Here is a 24604-nt window from a genome sequence, read left to right as displayed (position 1 = left end):
GCCTATTGCCAGCCCGCGTTCTGCGGCAGCAGGTTCGGGTTGAGGTTCAGTTCCTGTGTGGGAATGGGGTACCTGTACATCTTATCGTTCCAGGTACGGTTGGTGATATTGGTATACAGCCGGATGTAGCCGTTCGCATCCAACTGTATGCCGCCCACCTGGCTGGGCGGGTATTGCGCGCGGATGGCCGGCACCAGCTTCATGCCCAGTATGGTTTCCGGCTTTTCGATCTGCTTCCCGGCTTTCCAGCGCAGCAGATCGTCTAGGCGGAAGCCTTCCGCGGCCAGCTCTATCCTTCTCTCCCGGCGGATCTCATCCAGCAGCACGGGCAGCGCGGGGAAGTCGCTCTGCGGGTCTTTCACCAGCGAGGCAATCACCATATGCGGCATGCCTACCCTGTCGCGCAGCTTGTTGACAGTGTTGTCCAGCACGGCTTGGGTGCACTGGCCCAGCTCTGCTTTCGCTTCGGCTTCGTTGAGCAGCACTTCCGCGTAGCGGAAATAGAACATGTCCAGCGTGGATTGATTTGCGTTCCATTGCGCGGGGTCAGGGCTCAGGCATTTAATGATCATATAGCCTGTAGGCGCGGCGGATGTGCCGATGGCAGGAAGGGTGAACACGTTCTGCGTGCCGTCCGCATTATTCTGCAATACCAAGCCGCGCGTGGCGATCAGCTGGGTAAAGCGCGGGTCGCGGTTCGTGGCTTCCGCATCCAGGGAATCGTCTCCTTTATACAACGGGCTCAGCGCGGTGGGCCGCCCGTCCGTACAGAGGAAAGAGCGCACGAAATTCTTGCTGAAGCCGGTGCTGCTTTCCGTCAGCTGGCGGGACAGGTTTTGGGTGAGCACATTCCGGATATAAACCGCCGGGAGAATGGCTTCTTTGTTGCCGGTGAGGTCTTCCTGTATGAAAAGGTTATAATAATCCTTCGTGGGGTTGCCCGTGCTCCATATGTCGTAGTTGTTGGAGCTGATGATCTCTTCCGAAGCGGCCACAGCGGCATTGAGGTGAACGGCTTCGCCGCCGAGGCCGTGGTATTTCCTGAAAGTGCCTTCCCACAGGCAGATGCGGCTCTTCAGCGCCAGCGCCGCAAACTTGTGCAGGCGGCCGTCTTCCACGTCGTCAAGATCAGGCAGGTATTGTACGGCAAAGTTCAGGTCTGCCAGCACGGAATCCATCACCTGTTTATGCGGCGTTTTCGGCCCGTAAAGCAGCGATGCGGAGGTGTCGTTCAGATCCCTGTTCAGCCAGGGCACATCGCCGAATTGTTTCACTTTCTGCCAGTAATACAGGGCGCGGAAAAAACGCGCTTCGGCGGCATATTTGTTGAGTGTGGCGGCATCGGCCTGCACCCGGGTGTACCGCTGCAGGAAATAGTTCACAGCCCTGATCTGCGCCCAGTCCCATCCGCCGCCGGTTACAGGCACGGGGTAAGTGCCTGCCAGGAAAGTGTTTCGGTTGAGCGGCACCTGGTTGTCTGAATTTGTTTCGGTCCAGAAGCTGTTCTGCAGGGGCAGGCTGGAATAAAACTGGTTGCAGTACAACGCGAGGTCGTTCGGGTTCTTGAAATACGCGGGCTCGCTCAGCGAGTCCTTCGGTAAAAGGTTCAGCTGCTTGTTGCAGGCGGATATGAACAGGCCCGTTGCAGCGATCGTATATGAAAGGAATTGTCTGATCTTCATAAAATTCGTTTAATCCGTTAGAGACTTAATTGCAGGCCGAATGAAACGCTGCGGCTGAGCGGGTATGTACCGAAGCCGATAGTTTCAGGATCGTAGGCCTTGAACAGGTTGGTCACTTCGAAAAGGTTCTGGCCGGTAACGTATACCCGCAGGCTTTTCATCTTAATACGCTGCAGCAGGTCCGAAGGCAGTGAATAACCCAGCGAAACATTCTTCAGGCGCGCGTAAGCCCCGCTTTGCAGGTATTTTGTCTGCGTCTGGAAGTTGCTGCCGCCGCCAAAACGGAGCCGGGGGAAATAAGCGTCCGGGTTCTCCGGCGTCCAATGGTCTTTCATGTAATTGAACGGCACGCTCCATTCTGAATAGAAGCCCCAGAATGCATTGTCGTTGGGCATTACATCGCGTTTGCCCACGCCCTGCACGAACACGGAGAGATCGAAACTCTTATACTGCGCAAAGAGGTTCACGCCGTATTGGTAACGGGGCGTGCTGTTGCCGATGATGCGGCGGTCGCCGGGATTGCCGACGGTGCTTTCGCCGGGGGATATTTCGCCGTCTTTATTCAGATCCAGGTAACGGATGTCTCCCGCCATCAGTGTACCGCCGAACAGCTGGCTTTGGTTGTAGGCCGCGGCTTCAGCGTCTGTAAGGAAGTACCCGTCTGTTACATAGCCCCACAGCTCATTGAACTTTTGGCCCACGTACGGGCTGCCGATGGTCTGGTTGGGATTCAGGTCGTATTTGGTGATGCGGGACGTGTAGTCGGAAAGACCGAGGCGCACGGAATAGTTGAAGTCCTTGCCGATATCGTCTTTCCAGGTAAGGCTCAGCTCCCACCCTTTTGTTTCAAGATCGGCGGCATTCTTCAGCGGCGGCGTGGTGCCCAGCACGGAGGGCAAAGGCTGGCCCCCCACCAGCATGTCGCGCGTGGTGCGGATGTACCAGTCGAAGCTGCCGGAAAGGCGGTTGCCAAGGAATGCGAAGTCGACGCCCACATCTTTCGTAACCACTGTTTCCCAGGTGAAATCGGGACTCACCAAACCCGGCGCACCTACCGCAATGGCCTGCTGCGAGCCGAATATGTAGCCGGACGCAGTGGCGGGCATGAGGCCGATATATGGATAGATGCTGCTGTTGGAGGGACTTAACGGATTGAACATCTGGTTGGGCAGCTGGCCGTAGGAAACGCGGAGCTTCAGGTCGTTCACCGCGCTCTTCAGCCTGGTAAAAAAAGATTCTTCCGAAATGCGCCAGCCTGCCGATGCCGAGGGCGACCATACGAAGCGGCTGCCGTCCGGGAAGGCGGAAGTACCGTCGTAGCGGCCGTTGACCTCCAGCAGGTATTTGCCTTTGTAGATATAATTGAGGCGGTAGAGCAGGCCGTTAAGCGCCCATTCGTACTCATTGCCGCCGATGAAAGGTTTCAGGTCTGAATTAAGCCCGATGAAGGGAATGTTTGGATTGATGAGGTTCTTGGCCTGCGAGTTGACTGTTTTGTATTTGCGGTGCTCCTGGTTGTAGCCCATGGTGGCTTTGAAATAATGCCCGCCACTGAAAGTGTTCTCGTAGTTGGCGTAGAGGTTCAGCGCATTATAGTTGTTGTTGGTGCTGATCTCCGTAGTGGCGTCGGGGAAGGTCCAGGGGTAGTAGCCGAGGAAGATGCCGTTCACGCCGTATTCCGGGAACTGCTTCTGCACCTGCTGGCGGAATGCGGAGTAGTTATTATAAGTGTAATCCGCGTTGATCTTTACGTTTTTCACTGGCGTGATCACAAGGCCGCCGGTGAGCCAGAGGTCGTTGGCCTTTGTATTGTCGCGGCCGTTCTGCTCCAGCACCGCCACGGGATTGGTCCAGCTGCCCTGGCCGGCATAGTCTTTACCGCCGGGGTTGTACACGGGCATTACGGGCCTGGAGTCTCCCTGTATGTAGCTTGTATTGTAATTGCTGACGATGATGGGCGCATTGGGCACATCGTTGTTGATATGGTTCAGCGCGGCCTTGAATTGCAGCGAAAGCCAGGGCGTGGCATCTGTATTGATCTTAAGCGAGGGGTTGATGCGCGTGTAATCTTCATTCCCCTGCTTCAGCATCCCTTTCTGGTTGAAATACCCGATGGAACCCATGAAGGTCGTTTTCTCCGCGCCGCCTGAAACGGACAGGTTATGCTGATGCTGGGGCGCCCATTCGGGGTAAAGCACGTCCACCCAGTCGGTATTGCCTACATAGCGGTATTTGGAAGGGTTGGAAGGGTCAGGGTAGCCGGTGGGATTGTTCGCCGGGTCCGCAAAATACGCGGCAGCCATGAGGGAATCCTGCACGGTAAAAGGCGCGGACGCGGTGGAGCCGCCGCTGACCTGCCCTGTGCGGTCCGCTTCGCGGTGCATGGCGATGTAATCCACGCTGTTCAGGTAATCGGGCAGGCGCGTTGGTTTGGAGATCGTGTAGGAGCCTGCATAGCTTACGCGGAGCGGCGTGTTCTTCTTCCCGGTTTTGGTAGTGATGAGAATAACGCCGTAAGCGCCGCGAGCGCCGTAGATGGCGGCAGATGCCGCGTCTTTCAGCACGGTCACGCTTTCCACATCGCCTGGGTCTATCAGGTTCGGGTCCATCTGTACGCCGTCCACCATTACAAGCGGGGCGCCGAGGTTATTGCTGCCGCCGTCCGCGTTCAGGGATGTGACGCCTCTTATGTTGAAGTTCGCGCTTGCGCCTGGCCGGCCGCTGTTCAGGTTGATGTTCAGGTTCGGCACGAGGCCCTGCAGGCCCTGCGCGAGATTTACAAGCGGGCGGCTTTCGAGCTCTTTGGCGGCCACGGTGGCCACTGCCCCGGTGAGGTTCTCTTTTTTCTGCGAGCCGTAACCTACCACCACTACGTCGGTGAGTGAGGCCACGTCTTGCTGGAGCGCTACTTCAATGAAAGTTTTACCCGCCACGGGCACGTTCACGGATTTAAAACCAATAAAGCTGAAGCGCAGCACATCGGTTTCCTGCGCGGAGATGCTGAAGTTGCCATTCGCGTCTGTGCTCACGCCTTTGGTGGTACCGGTGATCACTACGCTCACGCCTTGCAGCGGCACGCCGGTGGAATCTGTCACGCGGCCTTTTATTTCCAGCACGGGCGGCTGTGGCGCGGCCACGGGCGGGGATTTGGGTTTGATGATGATCGATTTGTCCACGATCGAATATTCCAGCGGCTGGTTGCGGAAGCAGATGTCCAGCACTTCGCGGATGGAGCCGTCTTTCACCTGGATGTCGAACCTGGCGGCCTTTTGTAATACCTCGTCCTGGAAAAAGAACTGGAAACCGGTTTGTTTGTGCAGTTCCCTGAAAACTTTTTCCAGCGTGGTATTCTTCTGGCTGATGGTGATCTGTTGCGCCGAAGAGCTCGCGCTTACCTGGAGGAAAGCTGTTAATAAGATGACAGCCGTCAGTTTCATAACATGAAAGATTTTGGCAACTGTTGCCCGCCACGCATGGGGGCATGGCAAAGCAGATCGTTTTTTCATACTTTTGTGGTGTTTGTGTTAAACAATTAGCGTTTCACGATGCGGTTGAAAAGCACAGGCCTTTATTCCAGGGGCGGTTCCAGCGCTCCTGGTTTTTTTATGGCTTTAACTGCGATTTTGGTAACTCCTTTTTTGCTGATGCTGTGACGGTGATTGTCTGCCGTGGATTTTTGGTTAAACAATAAGTTATTCTACTACCAGTTTTTTGCCCGTTATCTTAACTTTTACATTTCCGCTTTCAAGTATGCGCAGCACCGCCGAGATGTCGTTCTTCCTGCTTACGAGGCCTGAGTAATGGCCTTCCGGTATTTTGCCGGCATATACCACATCCACGTCGTACCACCTTGATATCTGGCGCATGACGGTTTCGAAGGGCGCGCTGTTGAACTGGAACCAGCCGTTCTTCCAGGCTACGGCCTCGTCCATATCCGCAGCCGCCACTTTTAATGCATCGCTGCTCATCCGGGCCTGCTGGCCTGGTTTGAGGGTGGCGGCTCCCGCGCTGCCGCTTACTTTTACGGCGCCTTCCAGCAGGCTGGTGTTCACCGTCCTTTCGTCGTGGTACGCCATAACGTTAAAGCTGGTGCCGAGCACTTCCAATCTCATGTCCTTTGCTTTTACGCGGAAAGGTCTTGCTGCGTCTTTGGCCACTTCAAAATAGGCTTCGCCGGTAAGCTCCACATCTCTTTCGCCAGGCCCGAATTCGGCGGGGAAACGGAGGGATGAGGAGGCATTCAGCCAGATACGCGTGCCATCCTGCAATTGCAGCCTGAACTGGCCTCCGCGCGGCGTGGTAATGGTGTTGTAGATCAGCTCGCCTTTTGTGCCGGAAGAGGGCTCGTAGCTCAGCTGGCCCGGCTGGGACTGCATCACGAGCGTGCTGCCCTGCCGGGAGATCTCCCCCTTGCCGGAGCTGTCTAATGTAATGGTGCTGCCATCGGCTAATGTGAGTATAGCCTGGTCGCTGCCATAGGTTATAACCTGGGATGAAAGGCCGGCCCGTGGTGTACCGCCTGGAGTTAGTTTATCCGGACCGGTGAGCCAGAGCAGGGCGCCGGAGGTAATTGCAAGCAAAATGGATGCGGCAATGGCAAGCTTTGAGAAGTGGCGCTTTTTACCGCCGGAAACCGGCCGCAATTCAGGCTTCCCCGGTGCAGAAGAAAGGATGCCGGCCAGCATGGCTTCGCTTTCCGCGGCGGAAAAATGCGGTTCCGCCTGCTCCAGCCCGTGCCAGGCATCCGTGAGCCATTGTTTCAGTTCCGCGCTGTTGCCCGCCTGTTGCAGCAGGCGGGTAAATTCTTCCCGTTCCTGCGCGGTGGCGGTTTTCTGAAACCATGCCCTGAAAAGATAGTGCAGCCGCTGTTGCTCCATAGATATGAAAAGCCGGTTTTATGGCTTTTACACAGGGAGGACAACCAACCTGGAAAAAGGAGGTAATGCGAAAGTGAGGAATTTTACAAAAGGAGAATTGCCTATTATGAAAAGGGAATATTTCATCAAAAGCTGAACAACTGCATATGGGTTCGCACAAAGTCCTTCAGTGAGCGGATCGCCAGCACCATGTGCTTTTTAACGGTTTCGAGGGAGATATTGAGTTCCCGGGCAATGTCTTTCTGCTGCAGGCCCTGCTCGCGGCTGAGCTGGTAAACTTTCTTCTGCTGCGGCGGCAGCAGGGCAATAGCCTGTTCTATGAGCGCTTCGGGGCCGGCGTCCTCCCCTCCTTCCATGGGTTCAGCTTCACCGGAAAACGAGCGCAGCCATTCCTGCTGGCGGTGTTTTTCGCGGGCGAGTTTTTTCAGGTAGTTGAGGGCATGGTGCCGGGCGGCTACAAAAAGGTAGGACTCAAAACTCCCGACTACTTCAAGATGGGCGCGGTTGATCCATATTTTAAGGAATACATCCTGCACTATTTCCTGTGTAAGCTCACGTGATTCTGTAATGCGGAAAATATAACTGCCGAGCCGCTGGTGGTAAGCATAAAATAACTGGCGGAACGCAGCCGAATCGCCTGCCGCTACCTTTTCCAGCATTAGTTGGTTAAACTCCGATTGATCCCTTACCATGGAATTTTGGCTGTTGTGCTACCGGGATAAAAGTAAAATTAAATTTTAAATAAACCGGTTTTCCATGATTCACCGGTCCCTGATGCAGCGCACGGAAATGGCCTGTTCCTTTTCTCCATCGTGATGGCGGTTCATTATTTTACCATTTTTGCCGAAGTTGTAAAACCATGCATGCGCGGAATCGCTTTCGGTCGCCGTCCAGTAAAATCCATGGGCGCCACCGCGGGCATAGCTGCCGGTAGTGTCTCTCCCCCCGCCGTAAACAATGTTGAATCCCGATATGCCGCCGGGTATCAGCGCCTGGTAGGCTGCTTTGCCGCCGTCTTCCGAATCGTCGCGGACGCCGCCAAACGATTTGCCCAATTGCTGCCATTCTTCGTTGGAAGGCAGGCGCCAGCCTTCGCCCAGTAACCGGCATGCCTCCTGCGCAACCTTCCAGGTGTACAGGCGGCCATATTCCCTGCATTGCTGCCCGGAATTTTCATAACAATAAGCGCCGGGGATATGAAGATTGAGGTTGGCCGTCATCCATTCTTTATTGTCAGGCATTATTTTGACAGGATAACTGTTGCCATCGCGGTCTTTTATGGTGCGGACCTGTGCGCGGGCCTCAAAGCACGCGAATAACACGCATATTCCGAAAGCCGCCGGATGAACATTGAACCAATGTTTGCTGCTTTTCATACATCAGTTTTATTCCATGAGAGAACGGGAGAATGATAAGCTACGATTATTCCCTGGCTTGTACAAATTAAAAAAGCCCCGGCCTGCGTTGAAATTTTTTCGTGCCCGCCGGTAATTTTTGAACCGGTTATTGTGATAGATTTAAAGCTATCTTCGGAAAACAATCTTCCCGGATGGAGTTACATCAGAAAATAGCGGCCGCAAGAAAAAAGAAAGGGCTTACGCAGGAGCAACTGGCGGAGCTGACGAATATTACGGTTCGCACCATTCAGCGCCTGGAAAGCGGTGAAAGCGTTCCAAGGCCATATACACTAAAGGCCATCGCGGCCGCTTTGGATACGACGTTCGAGGCATTGACCGGCAGCACGCCGGATGGCCATCCGGTTGCGTCAAAAGATCAGCGTAACACTGAAGACGAGAAACATTTCCTTCAGATCCTCTGCCTCTCCTGCTTCAGCTATCTTGTAATTCCTTTGGTCCATTTCCTGGTGCCCGCCTTTCTGCTCAAAAGATCAGGCCTGCAAAACCCCGGGTTGATTGCAAGGGGCCGGTCCGTAGTACGGCTTCAGATATATTGGGCAGTGGCTCTTTGTTTCCTGCTTTTACTTACACTGGCTTATAATTTCATCATCGCAGTATATGCTCAAAAATCCCTGCTGCTAAATTACCTATGGCCGTTTCTATTAATGTATCTCCTGAATGCCGCCCTGATCGCTGCCACATTATGGCGGGTAAAAAAGGACGCCTCCGGCTCGCGAATAAGCAGCTGATTATCATTCAATGTCGGGTTAATGTCGGGTAAACTACGGCTGAGCCTGCCCAACGCAGGTGTAGCTTTGTATCTCAAAAACAGATGATGCAAACTAAACGGATACTTTTAAGCCTGGGGTTGTGTATTATTATTTGGGGAGCCCCGGCGAAGGCACAGTTACAGCCGGTACCCGCTTTGCCGGACAATCAGCTCGTATTGCCAGCGGGAACACACGCCATTCCCTTTCACTGGCAGGGCGACAGCATCCTTTCAAAATGGGAACCTCATTCGGCCATGCTTATCCCGGTTAAATTAGCCGGCTGCCCACGGATGTTTTATATGCAGTTTGATCTCGGATCGCCCTATTCCCTGCTGTATAAAAACAAGCTGGCGGCTATTCAAAGAAAGTACCCCGGGGCCATTCCGCCGGATACCGCAAACGGAAAACTGGTCAACTTTTCGTTTGAAGCGGGGGAAGTGCCCATTTCCGCAAAAGAGATAACAGTAAAACAATTTGATAGCTCAAACACCATCCGGGAGGACAAAAACAGCCTGGAAATAATCGGAACGATCGGGGCCGACCTGGTGGATGGTAAAGTGATCATCATTGATTATCCCCAATGCAGGCTGACGATCTCAGCGGCCATCCCGGCGGAGCTGATGCCGGAACTTTCACTGGCTGGTTTTACGTATGCGGGAAGAAGCGTACTGCTTCCGGTGAAATTACGGGGTAACCAGACAATGCTTTATTTTGACACGGGCTCCAGCATGTATGAGTTGCTGACGGACAAAAACACCTGCCGGCAACTGGCTATTCCCAATACCGGGCTTCTTCACTACCAGGTCAGATCCTGGGATAAAATTTTATCGGCCAACAGCCTTGCTACAAACGACAGCCTGGAGATCGCCGGTGCAAAAATCCCCATTCATTATGTTACATACATCGAAGGCGTCAGCGATGCCCAGGTTGCGCAAATGTCGAAAATGGGGATTGGCGGTATGACAGGGAACAAAATTTTCCTGGAATACAAGCTGGTCCTGGATACAGGGAATAAAAAATTCGGGCTTATCCGTTCGGAGTAGAGCGCCTTTTTTCCGGGTGGTGATGAAAACTGCTGCAATTGAGCGGAAGAAAAAACCGGAAGCCTTTTGGAGGACTTCCGGTTGGGTGACTCTGTCAGGATTCAAACCTGAAACCTTCTGATCCGTAGTCAGATGCTCTATTCAGTTGAGCTACAAAGCCATTGTTTTTGAACGGGTAGCAAAAGTAGGAATATTTTTTAAAAAACCATGAACAGGGTGAAAAAATCTTCCATACTCAAATTCCTGTATATGAAAACTTAAAAGAAAAAACCCGGCAAACGATTCGTATGCCGGGTTGCTCATTCGTAGAAGACTTGCTTTGTGACTCTGTCAGGATTCAAACCTGAAACCTTCTGATCCGTAGTCAGATGCTCTATTCAGTTGAGCTACAGAGCCATTGTTCTGATGTTGAACGGGATGCAAATGTATGGAGAATTTTTATTTCTGCAAATCTTTCACTGCTTTTTTTCTGCATCCGCCTTTTTCCATTTATTTTTGAACTACATTTAAAACGCTGAAACCCGTGAAAATACAGCTTTGGAGCATAGGAAAAGAAAATGATGCGTACATCAACGAAGGCATAAAAATATTCCAGAAAAGGTTACAGCATTATACCGATTTCAGCATTAAACTGATCCCCACCGTGAAGCAGGCGGCCAGCCTCTCCATCCCCGAACTGAAAAAAGCAGAGGGCAGGCTGGTGCTGGATATGCTGCAGCCGGCGGATTACCTGCTGGCGCTGGATGAACACGGTAAAAGCATGAGCACCCTGCAGCTCTCGGAATTCCTGCAACAGCGGGAAAATGCCGGCACCCGCCAGCTGATCGCCCTCATCGGCGGCGCTTTCGGGCTGGATGAAGCGGTGCTGCAACGGGCGCAGACGAAAATGTCGCTTTCAGCGCTTACCTTCCCCCACCAGATCGTGCGCCTGATCGTTACTGAGCAGCTCTACAGGGCCTATACCGTGCTCAACAACGAGAAATATCACCATCAATGATTATTTTTACAGCTTAACAGAAGAATTTATGACCTTTACCATAGCCATCATCGTTATTACCTGCCTTGTATCTATCACCTCTTTTAACCGTCCCGAGCAAGTAGACAAGCTGAGTTTCTGGCCCTATAAAGTGAATAACGACCGCCAGTATTACCGTTATATCACTTCCGGCTTCGTGCATGCGGATTTTAACCACCTGTTCTTTAACATGCTTACGCTGTTTTTCTTCGGCAGGATCGCTGAAGCGAATTTCCAGATGTTCCTGGGCGGGAAAGTATACTACGTTATCCTCTACACGCTGGGCCTTGTACTGCCCGACGTTTCCACTTATTTCAAGTATAAGGACGTTTACGGCTACCGTGCTATCGGGGCCAGCGGCGCGGTTTCCGCGGTATTGTTCTCTTCTATTTTCTTTGAGCCCTGGAATACGATCTACGTATTCTTTATTCCCATCTGGGCCATCCTTTACGGCGGTTTGTTCCTGGCTTATTCCGTGTACATGTCCAAACGCGGCGGCGACGGCATCAACCACGATGCGCACTTCTGGGGCGCCGTGCTGGGGCTTATTTTTCCGATCGTGATGCGGCCGGAGCTGGCAACACTTTTCCTGGAGCAATTAACAAGGCTGCCGTTCTAAACAGCCTCTTGCGTCATCGTGATACGCAGTACCTGCCGGGTCTTTTCCGTTACACGGAACCGGTTGTCTATCCGCATGCCCGCCACCCACACGATCTTTTTACCTGATTCCAGCACCCATACCTTCTCTTTCTGCGGCAGCGGGAGCTTCTGGTCAATGAAAAAGCGGCTGAGCTTCTTTTTGCGGACCATGCCGAGCGGGTAGAAATAATCGCCCTGTTTCCATTTGCGGAGCATAAGCGGGTATTGCAAAGCGGCTTTATCGATACAGGCCACCAGCGGATCTGCGCTGATCGCATGCGCATTGTTGGCCGCTTCGCGGAAAGTGAATTGCAGGCCGGGCAACTGCAGTACGGGCTGGTCTTCTTCAATGATAAAATAACTGGCTTCCGCAGTGTTCAGCGGGGTGATGATGAACCACTTCCTGTCGCGCACAATGCTGTGGGTGCCGGTGCTGATGTATCTCCCCGGTTCCGCGTCCAGCAGGGCTGTTACCTGCAAGGCCTGGGCGGGGCTGCAATTGAAGGGTTTCAGCAGTTCATATGCTATGGTGGCCAGCGGCCTGGCCTGGCTGAAGCGGATGAGGGGGATGAAGAATTCCTGCCCTTTCTGCACCAGCAGCTTCTTTTTGTGAACGTCCAGTGCCTGCTGGTATAGCTCTTCCGCTTCGCGGAAACGCCCGATGGAAGCGCCGGTTTGTTTCACCACATCGGGATAGATTTCCCGGAGCGGCGGTAAAATATGATGGCGGAAATAATTTCGTGTATACTTATCAGTTATATTGGAGCTGTCTTCCACATAACCGAGTTCTTCAGCGGCTGCATACGCCGCAATTTCCTCGCGGGTGGCAAACAGCAGCGGCCTTGCAATGCGGCCCTGTAAAGGAAGAATACCGTGCAAACCCGCCATGCCGGTGCCTTTGGAGAGGTTCATCCAGAGCGTTTCCACATTGTCCTGCATGTGATGTGCCGTAACAACCGCCGCCAGGCCGCGTTCCGCTCTCAGCTGCTCCAGCCAGGCATACCGCAGTTCGCGGGCGGCCACCTGGGTGGACAGCTTATGCTGTTCCGCATATGCGGCGGTATCGAATGCCGTGATGTGAACGGGCGCCTGGTATCTTTCTCCGAGCGAACGCACAAAAGCCTCGTCGCGGTTACTCTCCTCCCCTCTCAGCCGGAAATTGCAATGCGCGATCTCCACCTTCCAGCCGGCCTTAATGAGCAGGTGGCAAAGCACGGATGAGTCCAGCCCGCCGCTAACGGCCAGCAGCAGCCCGTCTCCCGGGGTAAAGATGTTTTCCTTCCTGATAAATTCCTGTAGCCTGTCGATCATTATAGGTTGTTTTTACAGGTCCTCGCGCGCGGCCTGCAATTCGTTGTAAGCATGCATATCTCTCACCTCGCGGGCCACTTCCATGCCTTTTTCATAAGCAGCAATGGCGTTGTCCTGCTCTCCAAGCCTTTCCAGCAGCTTGCCCAGGTGATAGTAGGAACCCACATATTTGGGATCGTTGGCCAGCAGGGTCTCGAATGCTTCGCGGGCGCTCCGGTCGTCGTTATGCTTGATGTACTCCAGCGCCAGCGCATGCCGCAGGAAGCTGTCTGCCGGGCTTTCAGCCAGGTATGCCTTCAATTGTGCGATTCTGTCCATTTTGCAAAGATGCTATTTTTAAAAGCCAACGGGCGCCGCTGATTGCCAGATTGCTAAATCCCATATATTTGTAGACACTGTATTTTTTCAATAAAAACCAGTATACGGATATGAAGATATTAGTATGTATCAGTAAAACGCCCGACACCACTGCAAAAATAGCTTTCACAGACAACAACACGAAATTCAGTGAAGCGGGTGTGCAGTTCATCATTAACCCATATGACGAGTGGTATGCGCTGGTGAGAGCCCTTGAGCTGAAGGAAACGTTGAATGCCACCGTGCACCTGATCACCGTGGGCGGAGCTGATACCGAGCCTGTGATCCGCAAGGCGCTTGCGCTTGGCGGCGACGAGGCATTCAGGGTGGATGCGGATAGCCATGACAGTTATTACATTGCTTCGCAGATCGCTGCGCATGCAAAACAGGAGAATTACGACCTCATTCTTACCGGTAAAGAGACCATCGATTATAACGGATCGTCTATAGGCGGCATGGTAGCCGAACTGGTTGGCATCCCCTTTGTTTCCATCGCTTCAAAGCTGGACCTGAACGGCACTACGGCCACGCTCGTGCGTGAGATCGAAGGCGGCGAAGAGACCGTTGAAGTAAGCCTTCCCCTGGCTGTTTCAGCGCAGAAAGGCATGGCCGAAGCCCGCATCCCGAACATGCGCGGCATTATGGCGGCCCGTACCAAACCTTTGAAAGTAATAGCGCCTGTGGCGGTGGATGCGCTGACCAGCGTAGTGTCTTTCGAGCTGCCGCCCGCGAAGGCCGGCGTGAAAATGATCTTGCCGGACAACATGGAGGAGCTGGTGAAGCTGCTGCATGAAGAAGCCAAAGTGATCTGAGTCTTTCATTAAAAAATCCGAGTAACAATGTCTGTTTTAATATTTGCCGATCAATTTCAGGGTAACATCAAAAAATCCTCGCTGGAAGCCGTTCAATATGGCGCAAAAGTAGCGCAGCAGCTGGGCACGCAGGCTACGGCCCTCGTGCTGGGCGAAGTAACCGCGGAAGAATTGGCCGTCCTGGGCCAGTACGGCGCAACCAAAGTGCTGCATGTGGCGGATGCACGGCTGAACGAGCTGGAAACCGGCGTAGGCACAAAGATCGTGGCGGAAGCCGCTGCCAAAGAGAATGCGGACGTGATCGTGTTCTCCCACAACTTTTCCGGCAAAGCCATTGCGCCGCAGCTGTCTGCCCGCCTGAAAGCCGGCCTGGTAGCGGGGGCTATTTCCCTGCCTGATACCTCCGCGGGTTTCGTGGTAAAAAAGAACGTGTTTTCCGGCAAAGCATTTGCCAGTGTAAATATCACCTCTCCCAAAAAGATCGTTTCCGTGCTGCCTAATACCTTTACCGTGGAGGCCGGCAGCGGCACAGCGGCTGTAGAAGCGTTTACGCCTTCGCTCGGCGACGCGGACTTTAAAGTGAAAGTGCTGAAGGTGGAAACCGTGAGCGGCGAAGTGCCCCTTACCGAAGCGGAGATCGTAGTGAGCGGCGGCCGCGGCCTGAAAGGCCCTGAGAACTGGGGCCTGGTGGAAGACCTGGCGCATGCCCTCGGCGCAGCCACCGCCTGCAGCCGTCCTGTAGCGGATGCCAACTGGCGCCCGCATCATGAGCACGTGGGGCAAACGGGCTTCACCGTGAGGCCTAACCTGTACGTGGCCATCGGCATCTCAGGGGCTATCCAGCACCTGGCCGGGGTGAACGGGAGCAAGGTGATCGTGGTGATCAACAAGGATCCGGAAGCGCCTTTCTTCAAAGCTGCGGACTATGGCGTGGTAGGCGATGCCTTCGAAGTGGTGCCCAAACTGACCGAAGCTGTAAAGAAATATAAAGGGAATTAATTATAATCAGCCGGCTGCTGGGGGATAATGGCGGTAATTTCCGGGTAATCAACTACCGGACAGCGTTATTCTTCAGCAGCCAATGCTTTTTAGATATCGAATATTTTTCTAACTTCACGTCTTACACAGTATAAACGTGAAGCGCTCACGCGTAATGACAGTATGAGAAAAATAGAATTGGAAATAGTTGCTTTGTCGCATAGCATTACACAAACCCATTCGTATGCCGTGGTACTGGGAGAGGTGAACGGATTAAGACGTCTGCCGATAGTGATAGGCGGGTTTGAAGCTCAAGCCATTGCAGTAGCGCTGGAAAAAATGCAGCCCAGCAGGCCGTTGACCCACGATCTCATGAAGAATTTCATGAATGCATTCAATGTTGAGTTACATGAAGTAATTATCAGCAATTTGCAGGAGGGTATTTTTTATTCCAAGCTGATCTGTTCCAACAACGACGATACGATCGAGATAGACTCCCGCACTTCCGACGCGCTGGCGCTGGCCGTACGGTTTGGCTGCCCGATCTACACATACGAGAATATCCTCAACAGCGCGGGCATCCTGCTGGACGACCCCGCTGGTAAAAAGACCACCAAAGCTTCCGGCAGCCCCAGTATTTCAGAACATGAGAAGGGCGCGGAAGACGATCTCAAGGCCCTCAACCTGGAGGAGCTGAACACCCTTTTGCAGGAGGTGCTGGAGCAGGAAGATTATATCCGCGCCATTGCCATCCGCGACGAGATCAACAGCCGTAAAAGTAAATAGTACATAGTGATCCTTTTCCCCAATTGTAAGATCAACCTGGGTTTGCATATCCTGCACAGGCGGGACGACGGTTTTCATGACCTGGAAACGGTATTCTATCCCCTGCCCCTGGAAGATGCGCTGGAAGTGATCACCGCGGAGGAGAACATCTTTTCCCACAGCGGACTGGAGATCCCCGGCGATGCGGCCGCCAACCTTTGCAACAAAGCTTATTCCCTTCTGAAAGCGGACTACCCGCAGTTACCACCGGTGCACATGCACCTGCATAAACATATTCCGATTGGCGCGGGCCTGGGCGGCGGTTCTGCCGATGGCGCTTTTGCGCTTAAGTTATTGAATATCAAATACAACCTGGGCATACCCGAAGAAAAACTGGAGGTTTATGCAGCCAGCCTTGGCAGCGATTGCCCTTTCTTTATCCGGAACCGGCCGTGTTTTGCTACAGGGCGTGGAGAGATCATGGAGCCCTTGGAGCTGGATCTTTCCGCTTACTCTTTCCTGCTGGTGCATCCGGGGATCCATGTAAATACGGGCTGGGCTTTTGGCCAGCTGACGCCAGGATTGCCGGCAGCAGGTCTGAGTGAGGTGGATTGGAAGGATGTAAGGACCTGGAAGGGTGTTTTGACGAATGACTTCGAGGGGCCGGTATTCAGTGAATACCCGGCTATCCGGAATATTAAGGAGAAGATGTACAGGGCCGGGGCAGTGTATGCTACCATGAGCGGCAGCGGTTCGGCCGTAGTGGGTATCTTTGAGAAAGGGCAATGGCCTGAAGCGGTCTGGGAGCCACATTATAAGGTATTCCAGCTTTAAGGGGCTTTTTACGCAATTAGGGGTGTTTGCTTCCTGCCAAGCCCGCGTAATTTAAGGGATGTTTTACACAATTATCCTGATAGCCTGATTTTCAACACTTTACTTAAAAAAAGTTACGGGCATAAAAAAACCGGCTACTGTTGGTAACCGGTTTACTTATTGAAAGAGAATAAGTGCTTATTTTACAGAAGCGATGAGGCTTTTGAATGTTTCGGGTTCGTTCATTGCCAGGTCTGCCAGTACTTTTCTGTTCAGGCCGATGTGTTTTTCTGACAATTTATGAATGAACTGGGAGTAAGTCATTCCTTCAGCGCGGGCCGCAGCGTTAATACGGGCGATCCACAGCGTGCGGTATTCTCTTTTCTTCAGTTTGCGGCCTACGTAGCTATAGGTAAGGCCTTTTTCCAGAACGTTCTTCGCTACGGTATAAACGTTTTTACGTTTACCGTAGAAGCCTTTGGCCTGTTTTAAGATCTTTTTCCTTCTGGCTCTGGACGCAACTGCGTTTACTGAACGAGGCATGTTATGCTTTTTAAAACTTGTTTAATAAATTGGATTCATTTAGCGAAGTACGAGCATACGCTTCACCAGGTTCAGATTGGCATCAGCCACCAGGCTACTTCCTCTCAGAGAACGTTTTCTTTTGTTGGACTTTTTAGTCAACAAGTGACTTTTATAAGCCTTCGGGCGTTTGATAGCGCCGCTGCCGGTCACCGTAAACGTCTTCTTCGCACGGCTATGAGTCTTTACTTTAGGCATCTTACTACGAATTTGGTCTGCAAAGGTAGGTAATTATTTTAAAAATAACATATTCTGTCAAAAAAAATTGAAACCCTCCCGCGATATCTCAAAAAAAGTTAACAAATTTTCCACGGGATTAAAGGCTTGAATTTCAAATCACTCATACAATATAAACATCATATAAGTGTTTTTTTACCTCCTCAAGAGAAATTCATATTTTTGAATTGTCTATATTATCATTAATTTTAATTTCAGATTAGTCGAATTGATTCCATACACCTTTTTGAAAAGACCGAATACCGAATAACCGAAGCCTATGAAAACGATCCTTTACACCTATGTACCTGTGTGCAGCATCCGGCACATCTTATTGTCTCAAACAATTACCAGAAAAACGGTTTCTCCGGCCACCCGGAATTAACCGCCGCCTGCAGCCTATCACCTGCAACGGACCTTGTTTCACTTAATTGTTTGCTACAATGAGAAGAATTTTACTCCTTATACTGTTTTTATTCACGGGCCTTTGGGCTTCGGCACAATCTTTCAGCGACAACAGAAGACGGCCTTACATGACCGCTCCGGATATCGTCTGCTCAGGCGCGTACGCATCTATGCATACCTGGCTGCAGGACTCCCAGGGCGGCGACTGGAACGGAAATAACAAGACTGCCGTGGACAGCGTAAGATGGACCATCACCCTGCCTTCCGGGACGAACTTCGTTTACAGCAGGCCCAGGGGCGCCAGCCCGCTGGTACGATGGATAGCGAATAACAGCGAGTCCATCACCTTTAATGTGAACCAGATCGGAACCTATACGGTCAGGGCAAGACTATATATAGGAACAACTTATACGGAAGTCACCAGGACATTTACGTCAGAGGACTGTTCCATGGATGTTTGTGAAGGCACCTTCACTCCTTCTACCAACTTCAAGGAAACTTTCGGCACGTTTGCCACTAATGAAACGCCGCGCGCGCTGCCTCCCCCTGCCACCATCGGGTATAATTTCGACGGCGACGGCGAATTGACAGATAACTATTATGCCATTCACTACAGCGCGAGAATAGGCGGTAAAAATGAATGGGGCGATATATTTGACCATACCAATGACGGCAATGGCGGTATGCTGATCGCTAACTCATCCGAAGAGCCACGCCTTTTTTACAGCAGGCTGGTGACGGATTTATGTCCCGGTGCGAAATACAATTTCTCCGCATGGTTCATCAACCTCAACTCGCTAGGCGTATTAAATAATGTCTGCGAAAACTGGAATAGTGATTACCAGTATGCAGGCGTTACATTCGTTGTAAGGAATGCTACCAATAATGCGATCATTGGCCAGTTCAATACCAACGACGTATCGATGGACCTCTCCATCAACAACGGCGGGAACCAGCGGATGACCGGCTGGCAACAGTTTGGCGGCACCGTGACATTAGGCCCCGGCGAAACGAACGTATATGTTGAGATCAGGAACAACAACCCCGGCGGTTGCGGTAACGACATTGCGGTGGACGACATCGAGTTCGTATTCTGCGCCCCCAAGATCTATTCCTATATCGATGGTTTGGGTGTGGAAGAAGACCAGGTGTGCCCCGGCGCAGAACTGAACGTTACTTCCGTTATCCAGCCGGCAAACTACTTCACCAACCCCGTTTACCGCTGGGAATACAGCAAGAACGGCGCTCCCTATACCACCATCACCGAGCCGGGTTATACCGGCGTGAACACTCCCGTGCTGCATATCGGCCCGGGCGTATTGCAGGAAAGAGATGTGATCAGGTACCAGCTGATGGTAATCGAACAGGGCAATCTCGCCGAGAATCAATGTTACACACCCTCGAACAGGGTAACAATCTCGGTGGCGGAGCTTCCGAACATCAATGCGACCAGGGACAGTTTGTGCCGTGGCGAATCCACCGTATTAACAGCCACGCCCCTGGAATCCCCGGGCGTCGTCGGTTACGAAACCTTTACCTGGACGGGGCCGGATATACAACCCTGGCCGGGTCCGGGGCTTCAGCCGAAGAACCAGATACTTATCAGGCCTACCGTTACGAGCCAATATAACGTAACCGGCAGCATACAATATGGCGCATACGTAAACGGACAGCCCCGTATATGTACCAAAAAAGACAGCATCGTTATTACCGTGGATCAGCCGCCTGTGGTGGAACTGGGCCCGGACCAGCTGCTTTGCGTGAACACGCCTGTAACACTGGATGCCGGCGCGGCCAATGCCGGGTATGATATTACCTGGCAGCCGGGTAACCAGCATACGCAGACCATCAACGTTACAGCGCCTTCCAACGCCAGCACGCAGGAATATAAAGTGAACATCAAGAACGGGCAATGTACCGTCAGGGACTCCGTGAAGATCACCGGCGCAGTAGTTACTCCCGCCGCAATAGACGTTCCCGGCAGTTATTGTTCCGACGTGGTGCCCACCAACCTCACCCTCAGGCCCGGCAACACCGTTAGTACTACAGCCAATCCTCCGCAGATCGTAACATGGTCTTTCGTAGGCCCTAACCATGGCGCAACGCTGGTGGTGGGCAATCCGACCTCACCCAATAACCGGTTGCTCAATAACATGCCGTTCAACACACCGGTGACCGTAAGGCTGACCATCCAGGTGAGCGGAACAAGCTGTATCAGTACGGCAGAGAAGACGTTTATCGTGGAAACCACTACCAATGCGGCTGCCAGGGATCTCGCCCAGTGCTCCAACGTGTTTACGCTGGATGCAGACCCGGTGAAAGATACAAGCATGACCGGTACCTGGACGGTGATCTCAGGTGATGTGACCATTGATCCTGCCGAGATACACAACCCGCATGCCACTGCCACGGTGAACAACGGTCCCCAGACCGCCCTGCTCCGCTGGACGGTGGTGAAGAACCGGCCGGGTTCCGCCTGTCCGCCCAGATATGCGGAGATCTCCCTCGATTATGCAGAGCCGCCGACCATTACCGTCGCTCCGAATATTGCAGAATGCAGAGATGGTTCAGGCCGCTTCGATCTGCCCTGGACTTCCACCAACGATCCTGAGCAATACGACCTGGAAGCAGTGGGCGCCAACCCGATGCCCGGCTTTACCGACATCATCGACGAACCGCTGTTCACCACCAGCGGAACGCTCAGCATTCCCTACCCCGCAGGCGTAACGCCCGGCGTGTATACGTTCCGCATCCGTGCTGAAAAAATGACCCTGACGGGAGAGATCTGTTTTACCGAATCGCTCTTCACGGTAACGATCAACACACCGTCTACCGCTCCCGCTATCAGCCTGCCCACACCGAATATCTGCGTTGGTTCATCCGCAACCTTAACGCTGACCGGCGGTACGCTTGGCTCCAACAGCCAGTGGGTATGGTACCGCGGCAATTGCGCGACCGGAACTGAAATAGCAAGAGGCGTTACCACCATCACCGTGAACCCGGCGGCTACCACTACTTACTCCGTGAGAGCCGAAGGCCCCATGGCGTGCAGCAATTCAGCCTGCGTATCTTCTACAGTTACCGTTTACCAGATGCCTGCTGCTGCCTTTGCCGGCAACGACCAGGAAAACTGTAACAACGCCACCTTCACGATGAGCGCCGATGCGCCCAGCATCGCGGGAGCACAGGGCACATGGACGGCTGTACCTGCCGGCATCGCCATCAGCGATATTCATAACAGGAATGCTACCGTAACCGTGCCTGCCGGCACTACGGCCACTTTAACATGGACCATTACGAACGGCCCCTGTACATCAACACCAGACAATGTTGTGCTGATCAACAGGAACCCGCTTGCGAATAACACTATTCAGCAAAACCAGGTGCTTTGCCCGCCCAATACCACGCCTGCCCTGCTTACCGGCACCGCGGTAACAGGCGGCACCGGCGCGTATACCTACCAATGGGAACGCAGCGCTAATGCATCCAGCGGCTTCACAGCCATTGGCAGTGCAACCGGCGCCACTTATCAACCTGGTGCCTTGACCACTACCACTTATTACAGGAGAGTGGTTACTTCAGGCCCCTGTACTTCCACCAGCAATGTGATAGAAGTAAGAGTGGCCGCAGTACCGGACTTTACCATCACAGACCCTGTCTCAGCCTGTAACGCTTCCGGTAAGTTTGAAGTGCAATATGCTATTCTTGCCGGCGCGCCCAACCGCTACGACCTGATCGCTATTCCCGGCTATGAACTGCCTGGCTTTACCAGCCTGCTCAACCAGACCTTTTCCGGCGGACAGATCACCATTAACTACCCGCCTACCACGCCCGCCGGCGAATACCGTTTCAGGATCGTTATGCGAAATGCAGACGGTTGTGAAAAAGCCGATACATTCACTACAACACTTGAATCATTATCCATCCCCGCATGGATTGAAATAACGCCTAACAGGATATGCGAAGGCCAGACGGTTACCCTTACCGCAAGAGGCGGCACGCTCGGCTCAAATGCAGACTGGGTGTGGTATAAGGATAACTGCGGCGTTGGAACGGCCCTTGGAACCGGCACTACCATTACCGTTCAGCCTACGGAAACCACCACCTACGCCGTGAGAGCTGAAAGTGACAGGGCCTGTAAGAATACGGTTTGCGCTACCGCCACCATTACGGTGGATAAAATGCCTGCCGCGCCAAATGCCGGCCTGGACCAGGAGCATTGTAACGATGCGACCTTTGTAATGGACGCTACCGTTCCCAATATCGGCACCGGTACCTGGAGCGGGCTTACTGCCGGCATGACCATCAGCAATGTAAACGATCCGAAAGCGACCGTTACACTGCCGGCCGGACAGACTGCCACCCTTACCTGGACCATTACGAATAACACCTGTACAACCCCGGGAGACAACGTCGTGCTCATAAACCGCAACCAGATCGGTAACAACGTTATCCAGCAGAACCAGGTAATTTGCCCGGGTGCGCAGCCCAGTCAGCTGACCGGAGTTGGCGTGCCTTCCGGCGGCGCCGGCGCGTATACCTATGCATGGGAATACAGCACAACCAGTGCCACTGCCGGTTTTGCGCCTGTTCCTTCCGCTACCGGCAGCATCTTCCAGCCTCCTGTGCTGACGCAGACCACCTGGTATCGCAGGATCGTAAGATCCGGCCTTAATTGCGAAAGCACCAGCAATGCGGTGCAGATCACCGTTTCGACAGTTCCGCCTGCGGTGGCTACCACTCCTGCCCCGAGAAGCACGGCCTGTGCGACCGGCACGGATTATACCACGTTGTTCGGCACGCCTACATTCAGCCATCCGCTGGGGCTGACGCTTAACATTACCCACAGGGATTCAACCGCTGCGCAGACTTGCGGTATCACCATTTCCCGCATCTGGACGGCTACCGATCCCTGCGGCAGAACGGCTACCACGATGCAGACGATCACGGTGACGGATAATACCGCTCCTGTGTTCGCAACGGCCGCGCCTGCGAATGTAACTGTGGAATGCAGCAACATACCCACCTTTAACGACATTGCGGTAACTGACGAGTGCAGTACCGTAGATTATGATAAAGACGAGCAGATCACGCCTTCTGGCGCCTGTGCGAATAATTACACGATTGTACGTACCTGGACGGCCCGGGATGCTTGTGGTAATGAGACGGTGTTGACGCAGACGATCACTGTGCGGGATACAAGACCACCGGTGTTCACAACGCCTGCTCCGGCCAACGCTACCGTAGAATGTAGTGCGATCCCGGTTCAACCGGATCTGACAGCCAATGACGCCTGTCCGGGTGCTGTGACGATCGCCAAACGCCAGGATACGATCCGTGCGGCTGGTGCATGTCTGAATAACTACCAGCTTCGCCGTGTGTGGATCGCTACCGATGTGTGTGGTAACCGTGATTCGGTGATACAGATCATCACTGTGCAGGATACAAGACCACCGGTGTTTACTACCCCTGCTCCTGCTAATGCGGTTGTGGAATGTAGCGCGATCCCGGTTCAACCTGACCTCACAGCTAATGATGCCTGTATGGGTGCTGTGACCATCACCAAACGACAGGATACGATCCGTGCGGCTGGTGCATGTTTGAATAACTACCAGCTCCGCCGCGTGTGGATCGCTACCGATGTGTGTGGTAACCGTGATTCAGTGATACAAACTATCACTGTACAAGATACAAGACCGCCGGTGTTCACAACGCCTGCTCCGGCTAACGCTACTGTGGAATGTAGCGCCATCCCTGTAATGCCCAACCTGGCTGCTACCGATAATTGTAATGGCCTGGTGACCATCACCAGACGCCAGGATACGGTGCGGGCTGCCGGTGCATGTCTGAATAATTATCAGCTTCGCCGTGTATGGATTGCTGCTGATGTGTGTGGTAACCGTGATTCGGTGATACAGATCATCACTGTGCAGGATACAAGACCGCCGGTGTTCACAACGCCAGCTCCTGCAAATGCAACCGTCGAATGTAGCGCTATCCCGGTTCAACCGGATCTGACAGCTAACGATGCCTGTATGGGTGCTGTGACGATCACCAAACGCCAGGATACTGTGCGGGCTGCCGGTGCCTGTCTGAATAACTATCAGCTTCGCCGTGTATGGATCGCTGCCGATGTGTGCGGTAACCGTGACTCCGTAATACAGATCATCACTGTACAGGATACCCGTCCGCCAGTGTTCACAACGCCGGCTCCGGCCAATGTAACCGTGGAATGCAGTGCCATCCCTGTAATGCCTAACCTGGCTGCCACCGACAATTGTAACGGCCTGGTAACCATCACCAGACGCCAGGATACTGTGCGGGCTGCCGGTGCATGTTTGAATAACTATCAGCTCCGCCGTGTGTGGATTGCTGCCGATGTGTGCGGCAACCGTGACTCCGTGATTCAAATTATCACCGTACAGGATACAAGACCACCGGTGTTTACTACCCCTGCTCCTGCTAACGCGGTTGTAGAATGTAGTGCTATCCCGGTTCAACCTGACCTCGCAGCTAATGATGCCTGTATGGGGTCGGTGACAATCACTAAACGCCAGGATACGATCCGTGCGGCAGGTGCATGTCTGAATAACTATCAGCTTCGCCGTGTGTGGATCGCTACCGATGTGTGTGGCAACCGTGACTCCGTGATTCAAATTATCACCGTGCAGGATACAAGACCGCCGGTGTTCACAACGCCAGCTCCTGCCAATGCAGTTGTGGAATGTAGTGCTATCCCTGTTCAACCGGATCTGACAGCCAATGACGCCTGCATGGGTTCGGTTACGATCACCAAACGCCAGGATACTATCCGTGCGGCTGGTGCATGTTTGAATAACTACCAGCTCCGCCGTGTGTGGATCGCTACCGATGTGTGCGGTAACCGTGATTCGGTGATACAGATCATCACTGTACAGGATACAAGACCGCCGGTATTCACAA

The 24604-nt window shown here is 53.1% G+C and carries 19 protein-coding genes and 2 tRNA genes; 10 read left to right on the top strand and 11 right to left on the bottom strand.

What is annotated here, in order from left to right:
- Positions 1-2 precede the first annotated feature (2 nt).
- Together ACTJIK_RS15370 and ACTJIK_RS15365 are read right to left on the bottom strand one after the other, a co-directional pair.
- Positions 3-1682, bottom strand: a complete 1680-nt coding sequence (locus tag ACTJIK_RS15370; RefSeq protein WP_440647599.1) for a RagB/SusD family nutrient uptake outer membrane protein — start codon at positions 1680-1682, stop codon at positions 3-5.
- 17 nt (positions 1683-1699) lie between these two features.
- Positions 1700-5119, bottom strand: coding sequence for a TonB-dependent receptor (locus tag ACTJIK_RS15365; RefSeq protein ID WP_440647597.1), 3420 nt, complete (start codon positions 5117-5119; stop codon positions 1700-1702).
- A gap of 44 nt (positions 5120-5163) precedes the next feature.
- On the opposite strand from ACTJIK_RS15365, the gene ACTJIK_RS15360 reads away from it, so the two are divergent.
- On the top strand, positions 5164-5373 hold the full coding sequence (locus ACTJIK_RS15360; RefSeq protein WP_440647595.1) for a hypothetical protein: 210 nt from the start codon (positions 5164-5166) through the stop codon (positions 5371-5373).
- Between the two features lies 1 nt (position 5374).
- On the opposite strand, the gene ACTJIK_RS15355 is transcribed toward ACTJIK_RS15360, so the two are convergent.
- The 3 genes from ACTJIK_RS15355 to ACTJIK_RS15345 form a co-directional block, all read right to left on the bottom strand.
- Positions 5375-6559, bottom strand: a complete 1185-nt coding sequence (locus ACTJIK_RS15355; RefSeq protein WP_440647593.1) for a FecR family protein — start codon at positions 6557-6559, stop codon at positions 5375-5377.
- 125 nt (positions 6560-6684) lie between these two features.
- On the bottom strand, positions 6685-7218 hold the full coding sequence (locus ACTJIK_RS15350) for an RNA polymerase sigma-70 factor (protein WP_440647591.1): 534 nt from the start codon (positions 7216-7218) through the stop codon (positions 6685-6687).
- Positions 7219-7320: 102 nt separating this feature from the next.
- The gene (locus ACTJIK_RS15345) at positions 7321-7935 is read right to left on the bottom strand and encodes an FISUMP domain-containing protein (protein WP_440647589.1); all 615 of its coding nucleotides are present in this window, start codon (positions 7933-7935) and stop codon (positions 7321-7323) included.
- Positions 7936-8108: 173 nt separating this feature from the next.
- Here ACTJIK_RS15345 and ACTJIK_RS15340 point away from each other — a divergent pair, with 173 nt between their 5' ends.
- Together ACTJIK_RS15340 and ACTJIK_RS15335 are read left to right on the top strand one after the other, a co-directional pair.
- Positions 8109-8705 carry a helix-turn-helix domain-containing protein gene (locus ACTJIK_RS15340; RefSeq protein WP_440647587.1) on the top strand — a complete coding sequence of 199 codons (597 nt, stop codon included), beginning with the start codon at positions 8109-8111 and terminating at the stop codon, positions 8703-8705.
- A gap of 320 nt (positions 8706-9025) precedes the next feature.
- On the top strand, positions 9026-9769 hold the full coding sequence (locus ACTJIK_RS15335; RefSeq protein ID WP_440647585.1) for a hypothetical protein: 744 nt from the start codon (positions 9026-9028) through the stop codon (positions 9767-9769).
- A gap of 86 nt (positions 9770-9855) precedes the next feature.
- Here ACTJIK_RS15335 and ACTJIK_RS15330 read toward each other — a convergent pair.
- Positions 9856-9929, bottom strand: a tRNA-Arg gene (locus ACTJIK_RS15330).
- Between the two features lie 162 nt (positions 9930-10091).
- Positions 10092-10165: transfer RNA gene (locus ACTJIK_RS15325), tRNA-Arg, on the bottom strand.
- A gap of 127 nt (positions 10166-10292) precedes the next feature.
- Here ACTJIK_RS15325 and ACTJIK_RS15320 point away from each other — a divergent pair.
- Entirely contained in the window at positions 10293-10766 is a 474-nt protein-coding gene (locus ACTJIK_RS15320; protein ID WP_440647583.1) for a 23S rRNA (pseudouridine(1915)-N(3))-methyltransferase RlmH, read from the top strand.
- 28 nt (positions 10767-10794) lie between these two features.
- Complete coding sequence (locus ACTJIK_RS15315; RefSeq protein WP_440647581.1) at positions 10795-11403, top strand: rhomboid family intramembrane serine protease; 609 nt, start codon at positions 10795-10797, stop codon at positions 11401-11403.
- Here the strand turns inward: ACTJIK_RS15315 and tilS are convergent.
- Together tilS and ACTJIK_RS15305 are read right to left on the bottom strand one after the other, a co-directional pair.
- Complete coding sequence (gene tilS / locus ACTJIK_RS15310) at positions 11400-12734, bottom strand: tRNA lysidine(34) synthetase TilS (protein WP_440647579.1); 1335 nt, start codon at positions 12732-12734, stop codon at positions 11400-11402. The genes ACTJIK_RS15315 and tilS overlap by 4 nt on opposite strands.
- A gap of 12 nt (positions 12735-12746) precedes the next feature.
- Positions 12747-13052 carry a tetratricopeptide repeat protein gene (locus ACTJIK_RS15305; RefSeq protein WP_440647577.1) on the bottom strand — a complete coding sequence of 102 codons (306 nt, stop codon included), beginning with the start codon at positions 13050-13052 and terminating at the stop codon, positions 12747-12749.
- A 110-nt stretch (positions 13053-13162) separates the two neighbouring features.
- Between ACTJIK_RS15305 and ACTJIK_RS15300 the strand changes: the two genes are divergently transcribed.
- The 4 genes from ACTJIK_RS15300 (at position 13163) to ispE (ending at position 16480) form a co-directional block, all read left to right on the top strand.
- Entirely contained in the window at positions 13163-13903 is a 741-nt protein-coding gene (locus ACTJIK_RS15300) for an electron transfer flavoprotein subunit beta/FixA family protein (RefSeq protein WP_440647575.1), read from the top strand.
- A 27-nt stretch (positions 13904-13930) separates the two neighbouring features.
- Positions 13931-14902, top strand: a complete 972-nt coding sequence (locus tag ACTJIK_RS15295; RefSeq protein WP_440647573.1) for an electron transfer flavoprotein subunit alpha/FixB family protein — start codon at positions 13931-13933, stop codon at positions 14900-14902.
- 162 nt (positions 14903-15064) lie between these two features.
- Positions 15065-15667 (top strand): bifunctional nuclease family protein, encoded by a 603-nt coding sequence (locus ACTJIK_RS15290; RefSeq protein WP_209147416.1) that lies wholly within the window; start codon positions 15065-15067, stop codon positions 15665-15667.
- A gap of 6 nt (positions 15668-15673) precedes the next feature.
- Complete coding sequence (gene ispE, locus ACTJIK_RS15285; protein WP_440647571.1) at positions 15674-16480, top strand: 4-(cytidine 5'-diphospho)-2-C-methyl-D-erythritol kinase; 807 nt, start codon at positions 15674-15676, stop codon at positions 16478-16480.
- 177 nt (positions 16481-16657) lie between these two features.
- On the opposite strand, the gene rplT is transcribed toward ispE, so the two are convergent.
- Complete coding sequence (gene rplT, locus ACTJIK_RS15280) at positions 16658-17002, bottom strand: 50S ribosomal protein L20 (protein WP_120515919.1); 345 nt, start codon at positions 17000-17002, stop codon at positions 16658-16660.
- 39 nt (positions 17003-17041) lie between these two features.
- The gene (gene rpmI / locus ACTJIK_RS15275) at positions 17042-17239 is read right to left on the bottom strand and encodes a 50S ribosomal protein L35 (protein WP_109700507.1); all 198 of its coding nucleotides are present in this window, start codon (positions 17237-17239) and stop codon (positions 17042-17044) included.
- A 461-nt stretch (positions 17240-17700) separates the two neighbouring features.
- On the opposite strand from rpmI, the gene ACTJIK_RS15270 reads away from it, so the two are divergent.
- A partial coding sequence (locus ACTJIK_RS15270) for an HYR-like domain-containing protein (protein ID WP_440647568.1) occupies positions 17701-24604 on the top strand: 6904 nt, incomplete at its 3' end.

This window comes from Chitinophaga sp. 22620 (genome assembly GCF_052044405.1).
Classification (GTDB): Bacteria; Bacteroidota; Bacteroidia; order Chitinophagales; family Chitinophagaceae; genus Chitinophaga.
This window is presented reverse-complemented; position numbering and strand designations above follow the sequence as displayed.